This is a genomic window from Flavobacterium davisii (assembly GCF_019565505.1).
GTDB classification, from domain to species: Bacteria; Bacteroidota; Bacteroidia; order Flavobacteriales; family Flavobacteriaceae; genus Flavobacterium; species Flavobacterium davisii.
Genome location: NZ_CP067378.1, coordinates 2,326,140 through 2,346,737, shown reverse-complemented (window position 1 = coordinate 2,346,737; position 20,598 = coordinate 2,326,140). Strand labels below are relative to the sequence as shown.

Sequence of the window (20,598 nt, the reverse complement as noted above, 5' to 3'; positions counted from 1 at the left end):
TCCCTTAATTGGGAATGGAATGTTTAATTAAAAAGTAATTATTGTGAACACATTAAGCTACAAGACAGTATCGGCAAACAAAGCTACTGCAGACAAACAGTGGATTGTTGTAGACGCTGAAGGTCATAACTTAGGTCGTCTTGCTTCAAAAGTTGCTATGCTTTTAAGAGGTAAGTACAAACCAAGTTATACGCCACACGTGGACTGTGGGGATAATGTAATTATTATCAACGCGGAAAAAATCAACCTTACAGGGAATAAGTTAGAGGACAAAACTTATGTTCGCTATACAGGTTACCCAGGAGGTCAAAGAACATTAACAGCTAAAGTAATGCAACAAAAGAACCCTGCATTATTAGTAGAAAAAGCTGTAAAAGGAATGTTACCTAAAAACAAATTAGGTGCTCAATTATTCCGTAATTTGAGTGTAAATGTAGGTTCAGAGCACAAACATGCGGCTCAAACACCTAAAACCGTTAATCTAAACGATCTTAAGTAATGGGAGTTATTCACAAAATCGGTAGAAGAAAATGTGCTGTGGCACGTGTTTATGTATCAGAAGGTACAGGAAACATCACTGTAAACAAAAAAGCATTTGAAACTTACTTCCCTACTGCAACTTTACAGTATAAAGTTATGCAACCATTAGCAATGACTGACAACGCTTCAAACTTTGATGTAAAAATCAACGTTTATGGTGGTGGTACAACTGGTCAAGCAGAAGCTGTACGTATGGCTATTGCTCGCGCTATGTGTGAAGTAGGAGAAGGAAATAGAGCAATCTTAAAACCTGAAGGATTACTAACTCGTGACCCTCGTATGGTAGAGCGTAAAAAATTCGGTCAGAAGAAAGCTCGTAAGAGATTCCAATTCTCTAAACGTTAATATTTATTATTATTTATTAAAAAAAACTAAGTTATGTTGCTTTTCCGTGCTGAGGCCGGAGATTAGTTTAGCATCTAAATGGGTTGAGATTATAAAAATTACATTTGTTAATTTAAATTTTAAAAACGCATTGCTAATTCAACAGAACGTAAACTATTTCTAAAATGGCAAATAAAGTAGAAGTTAAAGAATTACTAGAAGCAGGTGTTCACTTTGGACACATGACTAGAAAGTGGGATCCAAACATGGCTCCTTACATCTACATGGAGCGTAATGGTATCCACATTATCAACCTATACAAAACTGCAGCTAAAATTGAAGAAGCAAATGAAGCTTTAAAAAAAATCGCTGCATCTGGTAGAAAAATTTTATTCGTAGCTACCAAAAAACAAGCTAAAGATATCGTAGCTGAAAAAGCTAAAGCAGCTAACATGCCTTACATCACTGAAAGATGGCCAGGTGGTATGTTAACCAACTTCGTTACAATTCGTAAAGCTGTTAAAAAAATGGCTTCTATCGACAGAATGAAAAAAGACGGTACATTTGACACTTTATCTAAAAAGAAAAGTTACAAATCGAGCGTTTACGTGCTAAGTTAGAAAAAAACTTAGGCTCTATCGCTGATATGTCAAGATTACCAGCTGCATTATTTGTAGTTGATATCAAAGCTGAACACATCGCAGTAAAAGAAGCTCAAAAATTAAACATTCCTGTATTTGCAATGGTTGATACAAACTCTGACCCACGTCAAGTTGACTATGTAATCCCTGCAAATGATGACGCTTCAAAATCTATTGATAAAGTATTATCATTAGTAACTGCTGCTATTACTGAAGGCTTATCAAACAGAACTTCAGAAAAAGAAGTAGAAGCAACTGAAGAAGCAAAAGCAGCTACAGCAGCTACAGCTTCTGAAGAATAATATTTTAAATTCCAGTCGCAAGTTCCAAATTCCATAAAATTATCAGTTTTGATAATTTGTTAAAATTGGAATTTAGAATTAGCTGATTGGAATTTTTTACTTTTAAAAATTATTAAATTTATTAAAATAAAAATAGTATGTCAACAATCACTGCTGCAGACGTAAATAAATTAAGACAAATTACAGGTGCCGGAATGATGGACTGTAAAAAAGCTTTGACTGAAGCTAATGGAGATTTCGATTTAGCTATCGAAAACTTACGCAAAAAGGTCAAAAAGTAGCAGCTAACCGCTCTGATAGAGAATCTACCGAAGGAGCTGCTATTGCTGCTGTAAATACAGATAAAACAGTTGGTGTAGTTATTACATTAAACTGCGAAACTGATTTCGTAGGTAAAAACGAAGGTTTCGTAAAATTAGCTACTGATTTAGCAAACCAAGCTTTAGTTTACGCGACTAAAGAAGAATTATTAGCTTCTGACTTCGGAGGCATTACTGTAGCCGACAAGTTAATCGAACAAACAGGTGTAATTGGAGAAAAAATCGAAATCGGTTCTTTCGAAAGATTAGAAGGTGCTTTTATCGGTTCTTACATACATGCTGGAAACAAAATCGCTACTTTAACTGCATTATCTGCAAACGTAGAAGGTGCTGAAGAAGCAGCAAAAAGTGTTTCTATGCAAGCTGCCGCTATGAACCCAATTGCCCTAAACGAAGAAGGAGTTGATGCTGCTTTAATTGAAAAAGAAATTGAAATAGCAAAAGATCAATTAAGAGCTGAAGGCAAACCAGAAGCTATGTTAGACAATATTGCAAAAGGTAAATTAAACCGTTTCTTCAAAGATAACACTTTAATAAACCAAGATTTTATTAAAGACAGCTCTATGAGCGTTGCTCAGTATGTTAAAACAGTTGACGCTAACTTAACTGTTACTGGATTTAAAAGAGTTGCTTTAGGATAAAACCCTGAATATTTCAAAACAAAATAAAAGGTGTACTATAATTTTTTTATAGGCGCCTTTTTTATTTTTTTAAAGGTTTTTAAACACCTTCTTAAACCCTGATTACACATTATACTCGAACGAAGTAAATGAACAAAACAAATCCACTCTAACTGATTTTTATTCCAATTCAAGCACGCACGCCATATCTGCAAGAATTATTTTCTTTACCTTTTCATCTTCACTACAAAACCGAACACATATACATTAAACAAAAAATGATTTTTGTTTATTTACCTCTTTGATTCTATGCTTTTTTTTCATAACTTTAACATATTATCAACCCAAAACACAAGCCTATGTCAGATTTTTTACAACAATTCGGAGAGGATCTAAAAAACAATGTTCTCGGTTTTATTGCAGTAGCAATAGCTGAAATTAAAAGTGGAATATCGTATTACACTTTATCAATGAACCCCAATTTTGACCCAGAATTAGCTTCCGCTTTCAATCTTGAAGTAGTAAAGGCTAAATTAAATGCAATTAATGCACTTGGACTCGATGAATATATAGAAGACATTATGATCAATCTTAAGAGTCAAATACACATTATTGACATTTCAGAAAACAACGAATATTTTATATACCTAGCCGTTGATTCAAAAAAAGCTAATTTAGGCATGACGAAAGCACTATTAAACAAGTACAAAAAAGACATTACGAAAAAAATGTAATTCCTTTTCAAATAAGATTGTCTGAAAATAGACCTTCAACTTAGCAAACAGGAAAAACACCTTAAAAGAAGATAACATCCTGTCTTGCCTGAAATAATACAATTTTCAGACAATCTCTTAAAATATCTAAAAAACCCACGAAATCTTCCTTTATTTTATTCTAAAAACAAATAAAACTGCAAATAATACAACTTTATCAAGTACATTATTCCTAAAATCCAATCACATATTCGTCGAAAAAATCAAATACAAAGTACTATTATAGTAGATCTTTACAAGATACTTAACAACCTCATTACAAAATATTTATCTTTATTTAGAAACAATAAAAATTAAATACAAGTAGAACATTTTCTACAAAAATGAAAATAAAAATTTCATCATTACAATAAATTTGTATTGAAATTTAACCCTAAATACTTATTTATATGTCAGATTTTTTAAAACAATTTGGAGACGATTTAAAAAGCAATATCCCCGGTTTTTTAGCAGTTGCCGTTGCGGAAATTAAAAGCGGAATTTCTTATTACACATTGTCTTCAGACCCAAATTTTGATCCTGAACTAGCTTCTGCTTTTAACCTAGAAGTAGTAAAAGCTAAATTAAATGCCATTAGTGCATTAGGCCTTAATGAAACCATTGAAGATATCATGATTAATTTAAAATCTCAAATACACATCATTGATATTTCTGAAAACAATGAATATTTCATTTATCTAGCTGTTGACTCAAATAGAGCCAATTTAGGTATGACAAAAGCCCTGTTAAATAAATACAAAAAGATATTACAAAAAAAATGTAATACCTCTCCAAACCTAAATCAACTCCCATAAACCATCTCCTACAGATGGTTTTTTATTTTGAAAATCATCAACTTTATAGAAAGCTTTCTACAATTAAAATTTTTAAATCAATTTATATTCTATTATATTTGTTGAGTAAATTCTTACCCTAAAACACTCATTTATGTCAGATTTTTTAAAACAATTTGGAGAGGATCTTAAAAGCAATGTTCCTCGGGTTTATAGCCGTTGCCATTTCTGAAATTAAAAGTGGAATCTCTTATTATACATTATCAGCAAATCCTAATTTTGATCCTGAGTTGGCTTCTGCTTTCAACTTAGAGGTTGTAAAGGCTCAATTAAATGCAATCAACGCATTAAGTCTTAACGAAACTATTGAGGATATAATGATTAATCTAAAATCTCAGATTCATATTATTGATATTTCAGAAAACAACGAATACTTTATTTATTTAGCCGTTGATTCTAGCAGAGCTAATTTAGGAATGACTAAGGCTTTATTAAACAAATACAAGAAAGACATTACTAAAAAAATGTAATCTTTTTAGTAAAAAGATGTCCTCAAAAGTGATACAATATAACGAAAGGAGTCTTATAATCAATAAGTACAACTTATTTAATCCTGACTTTTCCGTTTACCACCTTTAAAATTTTAAAATATCAACTACTCAGGACATCTTTTTTATTTTGACCATATTCCCTAAATACCGTTATCAAGTCTAAAGATTACTCCACCCCCACTATCAATTTACCCATACCTCACTCAGGAGGTTTTAATTTAAAAAAACAGTCTCTTTCATACATATTCAAAAAAAAAAGACTCCTTAAAAGAAATAGATCGTATAAATAATATTATTTTTCCTTCTTAATTGATTCTAAATAAAACTCAACTTACAACAAAACGTTAAGCATATTATAAATTAAAAAAGGAAAAGCTATTTAAGGGTCATTTTCATTGTTTTTTCTTTCCAAATTTAGCAAACCACATTTTCCCAAATAATTTACTTACAAACAATAAAACAAATAATCAATCTCGTTCTAAACAAAATATAGTCTAATTTTTAACCCAAATTATGCGGTAAAATTTATTACAAATAAAGAAGAATTTTAAATCTAAAAAGTGTCTTTTTGATTGAATTCGAACTGTTCTTAAAAATTCATAATCTTGTCATTTATAGAACAGGAGCGAAATCACATACTCTAAACAATGTAACTTCTCCCTTGGATCGAAGCGACAAACTACGACTAGATTACGACTTTTGCTCCTTATCTACCAGAATTTTTTTGTTCATTTTTTATCTTTTCATCTCGAGCATGAAATATAATCCAGAATCTGGGTTTAATATAATTTAAGACAACTGACACCTTTTACTCAAAACCTATAAAACCTTATTATTAGACATCCTTTTTAGGCGAAGTATCTAAAAAGTTAAACGCAACATCTAGTCTATCACGCCGACTAAAGGAAAAAGTCCCATTGTTTAGAGTATGCAATTTCTCCTTTTGATCAGATGATAAGATTACAAACTCTTAACACAGCTTCATAAGAACACAATTAAAACAAATATTTAAAAAAATATATTGGAAACATTATTATTTAGAGCTAATAAAAATTAACAAAAGCAATATAATTTACAATTAAATAATTAAAAAATAACATTATTGTTTTTTAACTTTACGTGATAAACTTAACCCCTTTATATTATTTAAAATGTCAGACTTTTTAAAACAATTTGGAGAAGATCTCAAAAGTAATGTACTCGGATTCGTTGCTGTAGCTGTAGCAGAAGTAAAAAGTGGAATATCTTATTATTCTTTAACTGTAGAATCAAATTTTGACCCTGAACTAGCTTCTGCCTATAATCTAGAAGTCGTGAAAGCTAAATTAAATGCTATTCAAGCTTTAGGCTTAAATGAGACAATAGAAGATATCATGATTAATTTAAAATCACAAATTCATATTATTGATATTTCTGACAATAGCGAATATTTTATCTATTTAGCTGTTGATTCTACAAAAGCGAATTTAGGAATGACTAAAGCTTTATTAAACAAATACAAAAAAGATATTACAAAGAAGATGTAATTAAATTTATTTTCTTAGTTTAGATCTATATGACTGCCATTTGTTTTGGCAGTCATATCATTCTTAAAACAATAACGAAAAATAAACAAATCAATTACTCGATTAAAAGTAATAGAAAGCTTACAGAAATATAATTTTAAAAATCACTTTAAAATCTTTTTGTTATTTTTTTTTGCAATAAGTAATAATTTATTCGAAAATTGTTTTTTTACCTATCAATCGTTTCCACCACAAATACATTCAAAATAAAAAGTTAAAATCCCTCTCATTTAGTGGATTTTCCCGTAAATTTGTAATATTATTTCTACATAATACAACCCTCCCAATCTATCTTTAACAAAACGATCTTTAAGTAATGTTTGAATTATTTAACAAGAAAAAGCTTAATAAAATCAAACAGGCGTATGAAAAAAATTATTTTATTTCTATCGGTATTACTAATTATTGGATGCAATGCAGATTATAAATTAGATAAAAAACCTAAAGAATTTAATAAATTATTAAATTCAAAAGAGATATCTTCAATGAATGATTCTAATGAAGAAGATGTAAATGTTGTTTATTCGATTCCTTCAGAAAAGAGCAAATTTCCTATTATAATTGATCAAGAAGTTTATAATGAATTAGGAGATAGCCTATACACTCCTATAAAAGACATTAATACTATTAATAGTTTATTGATTCCAAAATATAAACAGGAAATCATATCTATAAACGACAACACACATCTATTCAGTAATTATAGTTTTGTAAAAATTGCCGAAAGAAAGATAAAAAATTTTAAGATCACTTTTTTTTCATCTCGTTACCATGGAAATAAATCTTTCACCACTACTTTTGTTAATGTAACAAAAGAAAATTCTAGTAAAATTATAGATTCAAAAAAAGTGGGTTATTATTATTCTTATCCGGGAGAAAGTAAGTTAGTGACTTTGGTAATGGATAAAAATGGAAAAATAGAAATTACCACCATGATTGATAGAGATAAACCGACTAGGGAAAATTTAAAGATCAATATGGATGGGAAAATTGTGGCTTCAAGGTAATCTCTTACAAAAATTTATAGTAAATACTGGTTTTGGAAAAAATTTAAAACTAGTAAATTGATTCAAATAAAATTGCAGAAATAAAACAAATTCAATTAAATACATGAAAAAAAATATTTTACTTTTGTCATCACTACTTATCATTGGCTGTAAATTTGACCCGCATTCTAAGGAAAAAAGCAAAAATAAAGAAGTTGCTTTAACAGAAGATACGCTTGTACAGAGCAATCAATCCAAAGAGAAAGAAGAAGATACTTCTTATATGATTCCTTCAGAAAAGGAAGCATTCCCGTTTATAATTGATCAAAAAGTTTATACTAAATTAAGTGATTTAGATAGTCAATATATCCTTATAAAAGACATTAATACTATTAATAAATTATTGATTCCAAAATACAAAAAGGAACTTATATCTATAAATAATAATTCTAACCTATTAAGTGATTATAGTTTTGTAAAAATAGCTGAAAGAAAAGTTAGAGATTTTAAAGTAACTTTCTTTTCGGCTCTCTACCATGGAGATGGGGATTTCATCACGACTTTTATTAATGTAACGAAAGAAAATTCTAGTAAAATTATAGATTCTAAAAAAGTTTGCGATTATTATTCTTACATGGGAGGAACAAAATTAGCTACTTTAATAATGGATAAAACAGGGAAATTAGAAATTACTACAACAATTGAAAAAAAGAAACCTAATATGGAAAATCTAAAAATTGATATGGATGGAAGAATTATTTCTTCGAAATAATTTATTTTCAAAATTTATATCAAATTCATCAATTTTCAGAATCTCTTATTATAAAGTAGTATATTCAACACGTAGATATCCTTAAAATCGTTTTTATACCTTATTTAAGCTTTATTTATTCTATTTTATAATATAGACAAGATCATCTTAGTTTCTCTAAAATAATTATAGGAGCACTTTTTAGCGACAATAAAACTTTTTAAGCAAAGTATTTTTAATGGACTCAATATTAAAACTTCTTTTTTAAAAATCAGGTTTAATAGTCAAAAATAGTTGGTAAAATAGCTGTTAGCTATTGTAAAATATGATATTTCGAAGAGTTTATTGAAATTCGTTTCAATAAACTTTTTTATTTATGAAAAACTCAAAAAAAAGCGATGTCCAACTTGTAAAAGTCTAGAAACTATAAAATGGGGAATTCAACAAAACAAACAACGATTTAAGTGTAAAAATTGTGGACAATTATTTACTAATATTAATAAATCAGTTTCAGATTCTAATAAAGAAATATGGTTCAAAAATTGGGTAATTGGCAAAGACACTTTTAATAAAATTTCACAAGAATCAGGATATGGAATAAGCACTTTACAACGTTATTTCTATAAGATGCTAAACAAATCTCCTGTCTTAGAGTTTAGTTCAACTGATGAGATATATTTAGTTCTTGATGGAACTTATTTTCCAAATGATATCTGTTTAGTTGTATATAGAAACTTTCATTTAAAGCTAACACAACTTTACAGAATAAGCAATGGAGAACATTTTGAGGAAATAGCCGAAGACTTAGAAAATCTATTAAAGCTTGGGATAACAATAAAAAGCATTACTTCTGATGGAGATAAATCTTCTATAAAAGCCATTAAAAAAGTTTGTCCAAAAGTACCCTTTCAAAGATGTTTAGTTCATATATCACGAATGTGTAGAATATGGCTTACAGCAAATCCAAAACATAAATCTGGTTTTGAACTGAAACAAATAGCTGTTAAAATTCATTATATAAACACCGAGTACAAAAAGCAATTATGGCTTATGGAACTCATAAAATAGGAAGAAACATATAGAGATTTCATTAATCAAAAATCATATAATCCCGAAACAGGAAGATATTGGTATACGCATAAAATGGTTAGAAGATCGTTTACGGTAATCAAAAAAGCATTGCCTAATATATTTTTGTATCTAAAAGATGAAAAAATACCCAATTCAACAAACTCATTGGAATCATTTTTCGGACACTTAAAAGGCAACTTGAATATTCATAGAGGATTAAGTTTAGCCAACAGAAAGAACTTTTTGAAATGGTATTTGTATTATAAAAACCAAATGTAAAAAGGTTTTATTTAGCCATGTTAAATTACCGATAATTAAAGAGGATAGACTGAAAATCTATCCTCTCAAACTATCGTATAATTATCAAACTTATTGCTAGTTGGTTGCTCCTCAGCAGAGCCAACGTCCTCTTCAATTTGATAGGGGTAATATAAGCATTAAATACTAAAAAATCACCAACTATTTTTGACCACATTACCAAAAATCACCATTTATTTTAGAAATAAAAAGGGTATCACACTATGGATACCCTTTTTTATTTTTATTAATTTTTAGAATCTATATTGAACTGCAAAGTTCCAAGTTCTTCCTGATCCAAAAAAGGCTGTATTAGCGCCATTGATTCCTTTAAAATTTGCTGGAAAAACACTTCCATAAGTTGAATTAGTACTGGTACATTTTGGTTATTTAAATAACTTCTTGTTGACTCTGTTATATAAAGTGTATCAAAAATGTTATTCATAGATAAACCAACGTTTACTAAATCTTCGTTATTAAGCTTGATCTTGTACTTTAAACTCGTATCAAATAACAAGAAAGAAGGTAATTTCAAGTCATTTACTGCATACGATTTTGGATACCAAACTGGATCATATTGTTCAGCTGGAGTATTACTATAAAAATTATCATGATATTTCCCTGTAAGGGTAAAAGATAATCTTCTAACAGGTTCTATCAACAATGAAAGACTACTCATCCACTCAGGTACACTTCCTATTCTGGTATCTTTTATATACAAATTTGTTGTTTGATTATTATCATATTCTGTATATTTTGCATCTTTTGTATACACTCCTTCTCCAAATGAATGACTACTATAAATTGTAAATCTATTAAAAGGTTTATATGTAAAATCTAGTTCAACTCCTGAATTTCTTTTGCTTAGATCATGTGTAAAACCAGTAACTCCATAACCTGTTTCAAATAATTGTTCTGTAGAATTGTCTAAATAATTCATATAGGCTATTAAGTTTAAATTGAAGTTTTTACTTAAAAAAGTATACCCTGCTTCAACTGACTCAAAGTTTTCATTCTTAAAACCATCTTTGATTTTGTTAGTTCCAAAATCAAAAACATAGTTTAGGATAGGTACTCTGGATACTAAACCAGCGTTAAACCAAATATTATTTTTACTATTTACATTCCAGTTAGCACCAAATTTTACATTGTAAGAATCTAAATTTACATGATTAGAAGATTCTGATAAATTAGTATTAAATATATCGTACGTTACTTTACTAAAATCATTTTCACTATATCCTCCTTGAAGTAGGAAGTTAAAATTCTTAAGATTTAACTGCAACTGTGAATAAGCGCCATAATACCATGTAATGTTTTCTTTATAATAATCTACTTTTATCGTTTTGATTGTTTTAAAAGGATTCCATAAATCATCTTTTAAAGAAAAAGTTTCTGTGGTATAGATTGATTTATTTTGTAATTGATCAACTAAATAACCATCTGCTCCAAATAAATCATTTAAATATTTAGTATGTCTAGAAACTGTTTTTCTTAAGTCGAGACCAACGTCTAACTTTAACTTAGATGTTAAGTTTGTTGAATAGTTAACTAAGCTTCCATATACTTGAGTTTTAGAAAAGTTTTCTGTTTGAGAAACGCCTGAATTTTTTGTATTAAATTCACTAGAGTTTAAGAATAACTTCTTTCCATTTATAACATAGGGCTCACGAAAATAGGTTACTGGCTGGTCATTCTTAATCAACACATTAGGCTTCAAACCTCTATTGTATGCTGCAATATAATTATAATCAATGGTATTATTAGAATCTAACAAATCACTAGATTCACCAAAAACGTCAGTTCCTGTATAATCTTTAAAAGAAGTATTTCCATAAACACCGTAGCCTTTTAAAGCCAATATATTATTGCTGTTTATTTTATATTGCCATTCCAAACTCAAAGTTGGTGTATGGCTAGCTTGATTATTTAAAGCTATATTTTTACCATTATAATTATTATAAGTAGTGTTATAGCTTGTATTTAGGCCTGAATTAGTGGCAATATCACTTATAGTAGATATTTTATTTCTAAAATCAACCCAACTTGGCGCTCCTAATAATTTAAGTGTAAATTTGTGCTTATCTGTTTTATATCCCATTCCTAAATAATAACCTGTGGCATTAAAGGCTGTACCGGAAAATACCCCGCACTAGAAGTATTTGATAATGATAAATTAAGACCAAATCCTTTGTCTACATTCCCTGTATTCAAATTCAAACTATATTTTCTGTAATCATTGTTTCCTGATTCAACTGATATATAGTTGTCGTATTTTGTAAAAGGGTCTCGCAATAAGAAGTTAACTGTACCTGCAACGGATGCGTTTACAAGTTTAGAAGAACCTAATCCTCTTTGAATTTGAATAGCATCTAAGGCATCACTTGCTGGAGCTATAAGCAACCAATTAACCTCACCACTTTCGAAGTCTCTTAAAGAGATACCATCTAATAAAGGTGTTATATTATTTTGATTATAGCCTCTAAGACGAAGTCTTGTTTTAGAGTAACTTCCTCCTAAACCAGTAGTGTACACTCCCCGGTAATAAAGAAGCTCTTTCTATGAAATCTTTATTACTATTATGATTAAATTCGGTACTTTCAAAGATTGTATTGGTGGCTGTTGGTGATTTTCTTAAAAACGCTAAGTCGACTAAAGCCGATTCTGTTTCTAGATTTTTCAATAAATCTTCTTCTAAATAAATAGTACCTACATCTAATTTATTTTGAGTAAACTCTATAAATTTATACGTGGTCTTATATCCGGTAGCTTTAATATTAGCTTTCCTGTCTTTTCTTTTGAGTTTAAGATAAAATTACCTGATTTATCTGTATGAACTTGATGAATATATTTCTTTTCGTCTGCACTGGCTAAAATCACTTTTACAGAAAAAAGATTGTCATCATTACCGTTTCTAATGTTACCAAAAACTTTAAATTGAGCAAAATTGGCTTGATTAAATACCATACTCAAGAAGAGTAGCAATTGCAGTTTTTTATTCATAGGTTTTTTTTTATAAGTGATAAGGGTTTAGTTAACAAGTTTGTGAGTTAAATAATTAACCAACTTTGCTTTGTTGGTATTTTTACAGTATAAAAATTTCTTTTTTGAGTTGGCTTCCAAATTTTTCAAAATAAAGGTTAAAAATTTATTTCCAATTGATAGTTCATATTTAGAATAATAAGATAATACTTTATCCGCTTCTATATTAGCTGATGCTAGTACTTGGTAGCGATCAAATTTTTTATCTAAACTGATTTGGTGATTTTCTAAATCTTCAATCTTAACAGGATTAAATTCTAATTCAATGGTACCGCCATTAAACAAAGCATAGGATGCCCAAGCTGATTGTCCTGTGAGATAAACATTTTTTTTATCTCTCATTTCATCGTTATAATAATACAACTGTTTAATATTTTCATTTAGTTTTAGAATTTCTAATTTTTTAGAATCATCATTTAGATATTCCAATTTTTGAAAATCACTATTGGGTATAACAGTTACCTTGAAACCATCTTTTTTTGTATAACTACAAAAAGTGGTTTGCGCTTCATTAATATTAATCAATGCTGCTTCGTCTTTGTCTTCTTTTTTTAGCAGCCCTTCAAAAATATATTCACAGCTCTTTTGATTAGTAAGAAAATCGATTTTTGAAATATTATTTATCAAAAGTTCTTTTTGAATATTGATCATTTCCACTTCAGAAAACAATTCTAAATCACTAATCAAAAATATTTTATCGGCCCCTACATTTTGTTCTAATTTTATTTTTTGAATGTTGGTATTTACTCCTGCTATTATTTTTTTTATCAGGCTCAAACGATCCCCATTAGGATCTGCCACAATTGGATCTGACCAAAAACTCTTAAGTTTAAACTCAGCGGCATCATCAGGCTTAGACTCTACAACAAGTACTTTTATTTCCTTATTATTAAATTCTAATCCGGCTATTTTTTTTTGAGCAAATCCGAAAAATGCTACTAAAAAAACAATAATTAAAAAAAAGTTTTTTTTGATCATAATAAAGACAAAAGGCTATCTAAAAATATTCAAAATCCGTTTTCATATTCAGTATAGTTAGTTTGTTTATATCTTGCTACTAAACGCAGATTTGAAAAAATGATTAATTAGATAATTCTTTTATTTGTTAATTACCATATTTTTTTTATCTTGTTAGATCTGTCCACTATGTAGGAAACTAACCATGCTGTTTGCCCTTGTTTAGCAAAGAATAATTTCTTTTCATTAATACTCGGAATATCCTCTAAGCAAACTAAAAGAAGAGCTGAACCTGCTATTAAATGTTTCTGAGAATACGTTTTTAAAACACGTTCTACTTCTTTATTTTTTTTAGCTAGTTCTTCAAATTTTTGAAAATTGTTCTTTACTATAGCATCATAATTTATTACATCTTCTAAAGTAAAGCTATTAAAATTATCTTTTGCTTCATTACCGTTATAAAGTGTATAAAAAGCCCATACAGCACCACCTGACATGTACACATTTTGTTTTTCCAAAGCTTGGGGTTTAGAATTGTACATGGCTTTTATTTGTTCTCTTAACATAGGAGTTAGTCCAAACAATTTTTCATTATATTCCCCTATACTTTCATTTTTGGCTTTCTTTTTAACAGTTTCTGTTAATGTGATACTTCCATAATCAAATGAAAGAGGAAAGAAAACAAAATTATCATTATTAAAGGTGTCTACATATCCTCCTTTTGTATTTCCTCCTCCAATATCTAAAACGGTTGAGTTTAAATAATTAATGGGAGGAATACATCCTTTTAGGAGCATTTTCCCTTCCGCTTGAGCATCTATAAAGTCAAGTTCTTTATTTGTTAATTTTTTAACTGCATCAACTAATTCTTTCGTATTAGATGCCATTGCTACACCAGAAGATCCTACTATAAAAATATTCTGTTCTGTAACTTTAAATTCATTTTTAACTCTTAAATAACTTCTATAAACTACTTCTGAAGCTATTTTAATATCTTCAGCTGCCAATTTACCATCAATCGCTATCCCTCGTGCAATACCTACATTTTCGGTCCAAAAGGATTTGATTTCATAACTTCCCTTTTTGATATTATCGACATCAAGGACTGAAATTTTAATTCCTTTACTTCCTATTTCAATTCCTCCAAAAAGGCTATCATCAAGAGATGCTGATGCAAATTGTGCAAAAACAAGTGATAGCAGTAAAAATATTTTTTTAACTTTCATAGTAAAAACATTATGCTGTTGTGTGTATTAAAAACAGTACGCAATTTACGCGTCTTTATTCAAAAAATCATGTAGAAAAAAACTACAAGATGTACAGTATGAGAAAGCAATAATTTTTAAAACGAAATTATTACTTTAACTATTTAATTAAACTTTCATTATTTCTGCTTCTTTAACAGCATAAAGTTCATCTACTTTTTTGATATAAGCATCTGTTAATTTTTGAACATTATCTTCTGCTGTTTTACAAGCATCTTCTGAGGTTCCTTCTTTTTCTAACTTTTTAATATCACTATTCGCTTCTTTACGAGCGTTTCGAACGCCAATTTTAGCATCTTCTGCTTCTGACTTTGCTTGTTTTGCTAATTCACGACGACGTTCTTCTGTTAAAGGAGGAACTGATATAATGATATTATCGCCATTATTCATAGGATTAAATCCAATATTTGCAATCATAATGGCTCTTTCTATAGGCTGAAGCATATTTTTTTCCCAAGGCGTTACGGTTATAGTACGCGCATCAGGAATATTAATATTTGCAACCTGAGAAAGAGGTGTTTGAGAACCATAATAATCTACGAAAACCCCTCCTAACATTTGCGGAGAAGCTTTTCCTGCTCTAATATTTAAAAACTCTTTTTCTAAGTGTGTCAAAGAACCTTCCATGGATTCTTTTGTACTATCTAATATAAAATTAATTTCTTCGGTCATACCTTTAATGAGTTTAGAGTTCAAATTTATTCAAAAAATGAATCAAAAATACTAAATATTAACAACGGTTCCTACATTTTCTCCTTCGCATATTTTTAACAAATTACCTTCTTTATTCATATCAAATACAATTATCGGCAATTTATTTTCTTGACTTAAAGTAAATGCTGTGGTATCCATTACATTTAATCCTTTGGCTAACACATCATTAAAGGAAATGTAATCAAATTTTACTGCATCAGGATTTTTTTCTGGATCTGCATTGTATACACCATCTACTCTAGTTCCTTTTAATATAACATCTGCATCTACTTCTATCCCTCTCAAAACAGCGGCTGTATCGGTTGTAAAATAGGGATTTCCTGTACCTGCACCAAAGATTACAATTCGTCCTTTTTCAAGATGTCTTACCGCTCTTCTTTTGATATAAGGTTCTGCTATTGCTTCTATCTTTAAGGCTGTTTGCAAACGGGTTAACATCCCCTTTTCTTCCAAAGCGCTTTGTAATGCCATACCGTTTATAACAGTAGCTAACATTCCCATATAATCTCCTTGTACTCTATCCATACCATTACTAGCACCAGCAACACCTCTGAAGATGTTTCCTCCTCCTATAACGATAGCAATTTCTACACCTAGGTCATGTATTTTTTTATTTCCTCAGCGTATTCCGCTAATCTTTTTGGTTCTATTCCATATTGGCGTTCACCCATCAAGGCTTCTCCACTTAATTTTAAGAGTATTCTTTTATATTTCATTACGCGTTAATTTGCTATGCAAATATAAAAATTAAATCTTTATTTCGTAATTTCGTAAGTAAAGCAATTTTATTTCAGAAACCAGAAAGAGTTTTTTTATTTTTTTATGACAAAAATCAGTTTTTGTATTTTTTTCGCCGTAACTTTACTGGTGTAAATAAGCAAATTTGGATTAAATATGGATTTAGAAATTAAAAAGCCATTACCTCTAAATGAGGAGGTCATTTGGGACACTACTAAAACTATTATGAGTAAAACAGACATCTATGGAACTATCGAATACGTTAATGAGGTATTTGTTGAGGTTTCTGGTTATCAAGAGTACGAATTAGTAGGACAGCCTCACAATATTCTTAGACACCCCGACATGCCTCAAATCATTTTTAAAGTTCTGTGGGAAAACATAAAAAAGGGGCAAAAATTTCACGGAATTATCAAAAATCTTTCAAAGTCAGGTCGTTATTATTGGGTGATAACAGATTTTGATTATGTGGTAGATGAAAACGCGAACATCACTAAATATATTGCCAGAAGAAAAGCTGTACCTAATGAAGTAATCAAAAAAGTAGAGGATTTATACACAAAGCTACTACAAATTGAAAAAGTACGAGGAATTGACGGAAGTGAAAAATTTTTAACAGGATACTTGGAAGAATTGGGTATGAGCTATGTTCAGCTAATAACTAAATTTATGGTAGACGAAACGAATGAAGAAGAAGAAAAGAAAGAATTAGAAGTAGCAAAAACAAATGATGATTTAGAGCATGTTCGTAGTGGATTTTTCTCTAAATTTTTTGCAACGAAACTTAACCTATTCTAATTTTTTATGGAATTTTTAAAAAGAAATCGAATACATTTTAACTTAGAAATAAAGATAATTGCCTTAATCACATTAATTAACCGAATGGGAGCCGTAGTGGTTCCCTTTTTATCAAAATATCTTAACGAAACACTTGGATTTACCTATTCTCAAATAGGTTGGATAATGGTTTGTTTTGGCATTGGCTCTTTAGTTGGAACATTTACTAGTGGTCGTTTATCAGACATCGTAGGATCCTACAAAGTAATGATTTTTAGCCTTTTTACAAGTGGTCTCATTTTTTTCCTTCTTAAATATGTAAAAACCTTTGAAACCATTTGCATTACCGTCTTTTTACTAACCACAATTGCGGACATGTATCGTCCAGCAATGATGTTAACCGTTAACAGCTATGTAAGTAAAGACATAAAATTACAATCGCTCTCTTTAATTCGATCTGCTTCAAATTTAGGTTTAGTTTTTGGCCCTGTAATTGGCGGATTAATTATATCTTACTGGAATTATAATGTCCTTTTTGGGTAGATGGAATAACGTGTCTTTTGGCTATTTCTATTTTTTTCTTACTCGTAAAAGAACGCAAAGTTCCGTTTGATCTAAATCTAGCTAAAACTAATTTAGACAGATTAGCTCCAATTAAAGATATTCCTTTTGTATTAAACTGGATTATTGCCATGATTACAGGTTATTTATTTTTTCAAATTTTTACCATTTTACCTTTATTTCAGAAAAATTCTTTCCATTTAAAAGATGTTACAACGGGAATGCTTTTTGGATTTAGCGGTGTAGTTTTTATACTATTTGAAGTACGTTTAATCAATAAAATGCAGATAAAAAAAATAAATGAAACTTTGGCAATTGCAATTGGATTAGCACTCTTTTCCTTAGGCTACTTTTTCTTATACTCTATACATAACAGTTGGGTTTTATGGATTTTTATGGCACTTATGACTTTTGGAAATATGCTTACTTTTTCCTACGCAAGCGGTCTTGTATTAAAAAGGAGTCATAAAAATCATGAAGGAATATTTATGTCTGTATTTCAAATGAGTTATGGATTTGCCCATGTATTAAGTTCTAAAACAGGCTTATCTATTGTTCAATATCTTAGCTATGAAGCTAATTGGTTAATAAATTCTATAATAGCTATTATAGGAATTGGATTAACCTATCTTCTCTATTTAACTTTAAAAAGGAACAGGTTTCTTTAAAAGAAAAAAATAGCCAAACAATTGTTTAGCTAAATTATATACCATGTGATTGTAGAAGTCCTAAAAAGAAATTCATTATAAAAACATTTTAATGACTCATTCTGTTTTAGGACTTCTTTTCTTTATAAACTAATACTTTTCTTGTATTTATTTAGCAATGCCTTCGTCATAGTTAAATTAGCTTCTGAAGCATCTACTACAAGATAAATCAAAAACTCATGATTATTTGAAACATCAATAACGTGATATTGAGAAGTTAACGAAATCGTTATATCTTGAATTTGTTGATTTTGTTTTAGTGCATGAATACCGTTTAGTTTAGCACGAACCATTTCTAAAATATAATTAGAATCAAGATCTATATTATAATCCTTTAAAACGGATTTTGAATGATAAATAATACCTTTGTAAATATCAAGAATACTAACAGCTATAAAGCCCGGCAAGTTTTTAGCAATAGATTCACCAAATTCTGTAAGTAGATCAGCCATTTTAAATTATTTTTTTGGGTAGCAAATGTAAGGAATATGATTTTTTTGGAGACTAAGTTTTGATTCATTTTTCAGGAATCTTCTCCAAGATATTTTTTTATGAGATAATGACTAAGATATATTAAGGGTGTCAATAAAACAGCTACACTTAATTTAAAGGTATATCCTGTTAAAGCGGAAGATATGAAAGTTTGAAAATTTATTTTTCCCCGGTAACCAAAATGCGATTCCTAAAACAACAAAAGAATCTACTAATTGAGATATCACCGTAGAACCTGTGGCTCGCAACCAAATTTTAGTATCCCCTGTTTTTTGTTTTACAAAATGAAAAATACTTACATCTATTAATTGGGAAAAAATAAAAGCTATAACACTTCCTATAATAATCCACATACTTTGTCCAAATACTGCAATAAATTGAGCATCATCAACAGGGCTAATTCCTTTGGCAGAAGGTATAGATATAGCTAAAAAAAGCAGTAAAAATGCGTAAACAATAAGTCCCGCAGTTATATAAGAAAGCTTACGAACTCCTTTTTCTCCAAAATACTCATTAATCAAATCTGTTGTTAAAAAAACAATAGGCCAAGGAAGTATCCCAATACTCATTACAAATGGGCCTATCTGAATTAGCTTTCCTCCTATTAATTCTGCCACTATAGCATTTGTAATAAATATACCTGCTAAAACAGTAAACAGTACTTGTTTTCGATTTTTAAACATATAATCTTAAATCTATTCTTTTTAGGTCAAACAAAAAATTTGGCAGTTTTAAAACTACCAAATTTTTTTTACTTTTTTTGAGTATTCTGCCACGTAAGAAACCAACCAAGCTATATGTCCTTGTTTTGCAAAGTATAGTTTTTTTCATCAATATTAGGTATTGCTTCAAGAGCTACAATTAAAATATTACTCCCTGATATTAAGTGTTTTTGCGAATATGTTTTTAAAACGCGATCTATTTCTGGATCTTTTTTTGCTAAATCTTCAAATTTTTTAAAGTTATTCTTTAAAATTGCATCGTAATTAATTACGTCTTCTAATTTAAATTCATTAAAATTTTCTTTTGCTATACCATTATAAAGCGTATAAAAGGCCCACACAGAACCTCCTGAAAGATAGATATTAGGCTTATCCAAGGCATTTTTACCTGAATTATACATAGCTCTTACCTGATCTCTTAATTCAGGCAAGTAACCGAATGCTTTTTCGGTAAAATCAGAAAGTGAATTTGATTTTGTTCTTTTATTTACAGCCTCTGTAAGAGTTATAGTTCCATAATTGAGATTAATAGGAAAAAACACAAAATTTTCATTATTAAGAACATCTATATATCCTCCTTTTGTATTACCTCCTCCAATATCTAAAACCATAGATGTCGCATAGTTTTCCGCCGGAATTAACCCTCTCATCAACATTTTACCTTCATTATTGGCCGTAATAAACTCTAAGTCCTTGTTGATAGCATTCTTTATTTTTTCTGTCAATTCATTCGTGTTCTTTGCTTGAGCAACTCCAGAAGATCCTACTACAAAAATATTTTCTACAGGTACATGAAATTCATTTTTTATTTTTAAAAAATCTGCTACTACAACTTCTACAGCTTTCAAAATATCCTCATTAAGCAAATTTCCGTCTATAGAAATACCTTTTGCTACACCTATATTATCAGTCCAAAAGGATTTTATTTCATAATCTCCTTTTTTAATGTTATCAACATATATAACCGATACCTTTACTCCTTTACCTCCAATTTCAATTCCTCCATAAAGATTTTTACTTTGTGCTGTAGACAAAGTAATACTGGCAAACAAAAGAAAATGTGTAATTAACTTTTTAATTTTCATACTGTCAAATTTCATCCTCAATTT

General features: G+C 29.3%; 19 protein-coding genes and 6 pseudogenes. 14 read left to right on the top strand and 11 right to left on the bottom strand.

The features are described 5' to 3' along the window. Positions 1 to 43: 43 nt before the first annotated feature. From rplM to JJC05_RS17370, 12 genes and pseudogenes are all read left to right on the top strand, one after another. Entirely contained in the window at positions 44 to 499 is a 456-nt protein-coding gene (rplM, locus tag JJC05_RS11230; RefSeq protein ID WP_088392419.1) for a 50S ribosomal protein L13, read from the top strand. Continuing rightward, on the top strand, positions 499 to 885 hold the full coding sequence (rpsI, locus tag JJC05_RS11225) for a 30S ribosomal protein S9 (protein WP_088392417.1): 387 nt from the start codon (positions 499 to 501) through the stop codon (positions 883 to 885). The genes rplM and rpsI overlap by 1 nt, the downstream gene beginning before the upstream one ends. Positions 886 to 1,049: 164 nt before the next feature. Continuing rightward, positions 1,050 to 1,807 (top strand): annotated as a pseudogene (gene rpsB / locus JJC05_RS11220) (30S ribosomal protein S2). 137 nt (positions 1,808 to 1,944) lie between these two features. After that, positions 1,945 to 2,768: pseudogene (tsf, locus tag JJC05_RS11215) on the top strand (translation elongation factor Ts). A gap of 338 nt (positions 2,769 to 3,106) precedes the next feature. Then, positions 3,107 to 3,481 (top strand): hypothetical protein, encoded by a 375-nt coding sequence (locus JJC05_RS11210; protein WP_235877409.1) that lies wholly within the window; start codon positions 3,107 to 3,109, stop codon positions 3,479 to 3,481. A 428-nt stretch (positions 3,482 to 3,909) separates the two neighbouring features. Next, the gene (locus JJC05_RS11205) at positions 3,910 to 4,314 is read left to right on the top strand and encodes a hypothetical protein (RefSeq protein WP_235877408.1); all 405 of its coding nucleotides are present in this window, start codon (positions 3,910 to 3,912) and stop codon (positions 4,312 to 4,314) included. 133 nt (positions 4,315 to 4,447) lie between these two features. Continuing rightward, positions 4,448 to 4,823, top strand: a pseudogene (locus JJC05_RS11200) (hypothetical protein). Between the two features lie 1,172 nt (positions 4,824 to 5,995). Beyond that, positions 5,996 to 6,370, top strand: coding sequence for a hypothetical protein (locus JJC05_RS11195; protein ID WP_235877407.1), 375 nt, complete (start codon positions 5,996 to 5,998; stop codon positions 6,368 to 6,370). 404 nt (positions 6,371 to 6,774) lie between these two features. Continuing rightward, positions 6,775 to 7,416 (top strand): hypothetical protein, encoded by a 642-nt coding sequence (locus tag JJC05_RS11190; RefSeq protein WP_088390560.1) that lies wholly within the window; start codon positions 6,775 to 6,777, stop codon positions 7,414 to 7,416. Positions 7,417 to 7,540: 124 nt separating this feature from the next. Next, positions 7,541 to 8,167 carry a hypothetical protein gene (locus JJC05_RS11185; protein WP_235877406.1) on the top strand — a complete coding sequence of 209 codons (627 nt, stop codon included), beginning with the start codon at positions 7,541 to 7,543 and terminating at the stop codon, positions 8,165 to 8,167. Positions 8,168 to 8,491: 324 nt separating this feature from the next. Next, on the top strand, positions 8,492 to 9,214 hold the full coding sequence (locus JJC05_RS11180; protein ID WP_258928716.1) for an IS1/IS1595 family N-terminal zinc-binding domain-containing protein: 723 nt from the start codon (positions 8,492 to 8,494) through the stop codon (positions 9,212 to 9,214). Between the two features lie 75 nt (positions 9,215 to 9,289). Continuing rightward, positions 9,290 to 9,496, top strand: coding sequence for a hypothetical protein (locus JJC05_RS17370; protein ID WP_240668935.1), 207 nt, complete (start codon positions 9,290 to 9,292; stop codon positions 9,494 to 9,496). Between the two features lie 265 nt (positions 9,497 to 9,761). Here the strand turns inward: JJC05_RS17370 and JJC05_RS11175 are convergent, their stop codons facing one another. From JJC05_RS11175 to pyrH, 8 genes and pseudogenes are all read right to left on the bottom strand, one after another. Beyond that, on the bottom strand, positions 9,762 to 11,615 hold the full coding sequence (locus tag JJC05_RS11175; protein WP_235877405.1) for a TonB-dependent receptor domain-containing protein: 1,854 nt from the start codon (positions 11,613 to 11,615) through the stop codon (positions 9,762 to 9,764). Between the two features lie 2 nt (positions 11,616 to 11,617). Further along, complete coding sequence (locus tag JJC05_RS11170; RefSeq protein WP_235877404.1) at positions 11,618 to 12,049, bottom strand: TonB-dependent receptor; 432 nt, start codon at positions 12,047 to 12,049, stop codon at positions 11,618 to 11,620. After that, positions 12,015 to 12,197, bottom strand: a complete 183-nt coding sequence (locus JJC05_RS11165; RefSeq protein ID WP_235877403.1) for a hypothetical protein — start codon at positions 12,195 to 12,197, stop codon at positions 12,015 to 12,017. Before JJC05_RS11165 ends, JJC05_RS11170 begins: the two co-directional genes overlap by 35 nt. A 53-nt stretch (positions 12,198 to 12,250) precedes the next feature. Beyond that, positions 12,251 to 12,517 carry a hypothetical protein gene (locus JJC05_RS11160; RefSeq protein ID WP_235877402.1) on the bottom strand — a complete coding sequence of 89 codons (267 nt, stop codon included), beginning with the start codon at positions 12,515 to 12,517 and terminating at the stop codon, positions 12,251 to 12,253. Positions 12,518 to 12,544: 27 nt separating this feature from the next. Next, positions 12,545 to 13,534, bottom strand: coding sequence for a hypothetical protein (locus tag JJC05_RS11155; RefSeq protein ID WP_105196342.1), 990 nt, complete (start codon positions 13,532 to 13,534; stop codon positions 12,545 to 12,547). A gap of 131 nt (positions 13,535 to 13,665) precedes the next feature. Then, positions 13,666 to 14,739 (bottom strand): Ppx/GppA phosphatase family protein, encoded by a 1,074-nt coding sequence (locus JJC05_RS11150; RefSeq protein WP_105196343.1) that lies wholly within the window; start codon positions 14,737 to 14,739, stop codon positions 13,666 to 13,668. Positions 14,740 to 14,886: 147 nt separating this feature from the next. After that, entirely contained in the window at positions 14,887 to 15,450 is a 564-nt protein-coding gene (gene frr, locus JJC05_RS11145) for a ribosome recycling factor (protein ID WP_105196344.1), read from the bottom strand. A 51-nt stretch (positions 15,451 to 15,501) separates the two neighbouring features. Continuing rightward, a pseudogene (gene pyrH / locus JJC05_RS11140) lies at positions 15,502 to 16,208 on the bottom strand (UMP kinase). Between the two features lie 178 nt (positions 16,209 to 16,386). Here pyrH and JJC05_RS11135 point away from each other — a divergent pair. Then, entirely contained in the window at positions 16,387 to 17,028 is a 642-nt protein-coding gene (locus tag JJC05_RS11135) for a PAS domain-containing protein (RefSeq protein ID WP_105196346.1), read from the top strand. A 6-nt stretch (positions 17,029 to 17,034) separates the two neighbouring features. Next, positions 17,035 to 18,236, top strand: a pseudogene (locus tag JJC05_RS18900) (MFS transporter). A 122-nt stretch (positions 18,237 to 18,358) separates the two neighbouring features. On the opposite strand, the gene JJC05_RS11125 reads toward JJC05_RS18900, so the two are convergent. The 3 genes and pseudogenes from JJC05_RS11125 to JJC05_RS11115 all read right to left on the bottom strand — a co-directional run bounded on the left by JJC05_RS11125 (position 18,359) and on the right by JJC05_RS11115 (position 20,574). Then, positions 18,359 to 18,727, bottom strand: coding sequence for a hypothetical protein (locus JJC05_RS11125; protein ID WP_105196348.1), 369 nt, complete (start codon positions 18,725 to 18,727; stop codon positions 18,359 to 18,361). Between the two features lie 71 nt (positions 18,728 to 18,798). Beyond that, positions 18,799 to 19,450 (bottom strand): annotated as a pseudogene (locus tag JJC05_RS11120) (queuosine precursor transporter). Positions 19,451 to 19,560: 110 nt separating this feature from the next. Next, positions 19,561 to 20,574, bottom strand: a complete 1,014-nt coding sequence (locus JJC05_RS11115; protein ID WP_258928704.1) for a Ppx/GppA phosphatase family protein — start codon at positions 20,572 to 20,574, stop codon at positions 19,561 to 19,563. Positions 20,575 to 20,598: the final 24 nt, after the last annotated feature.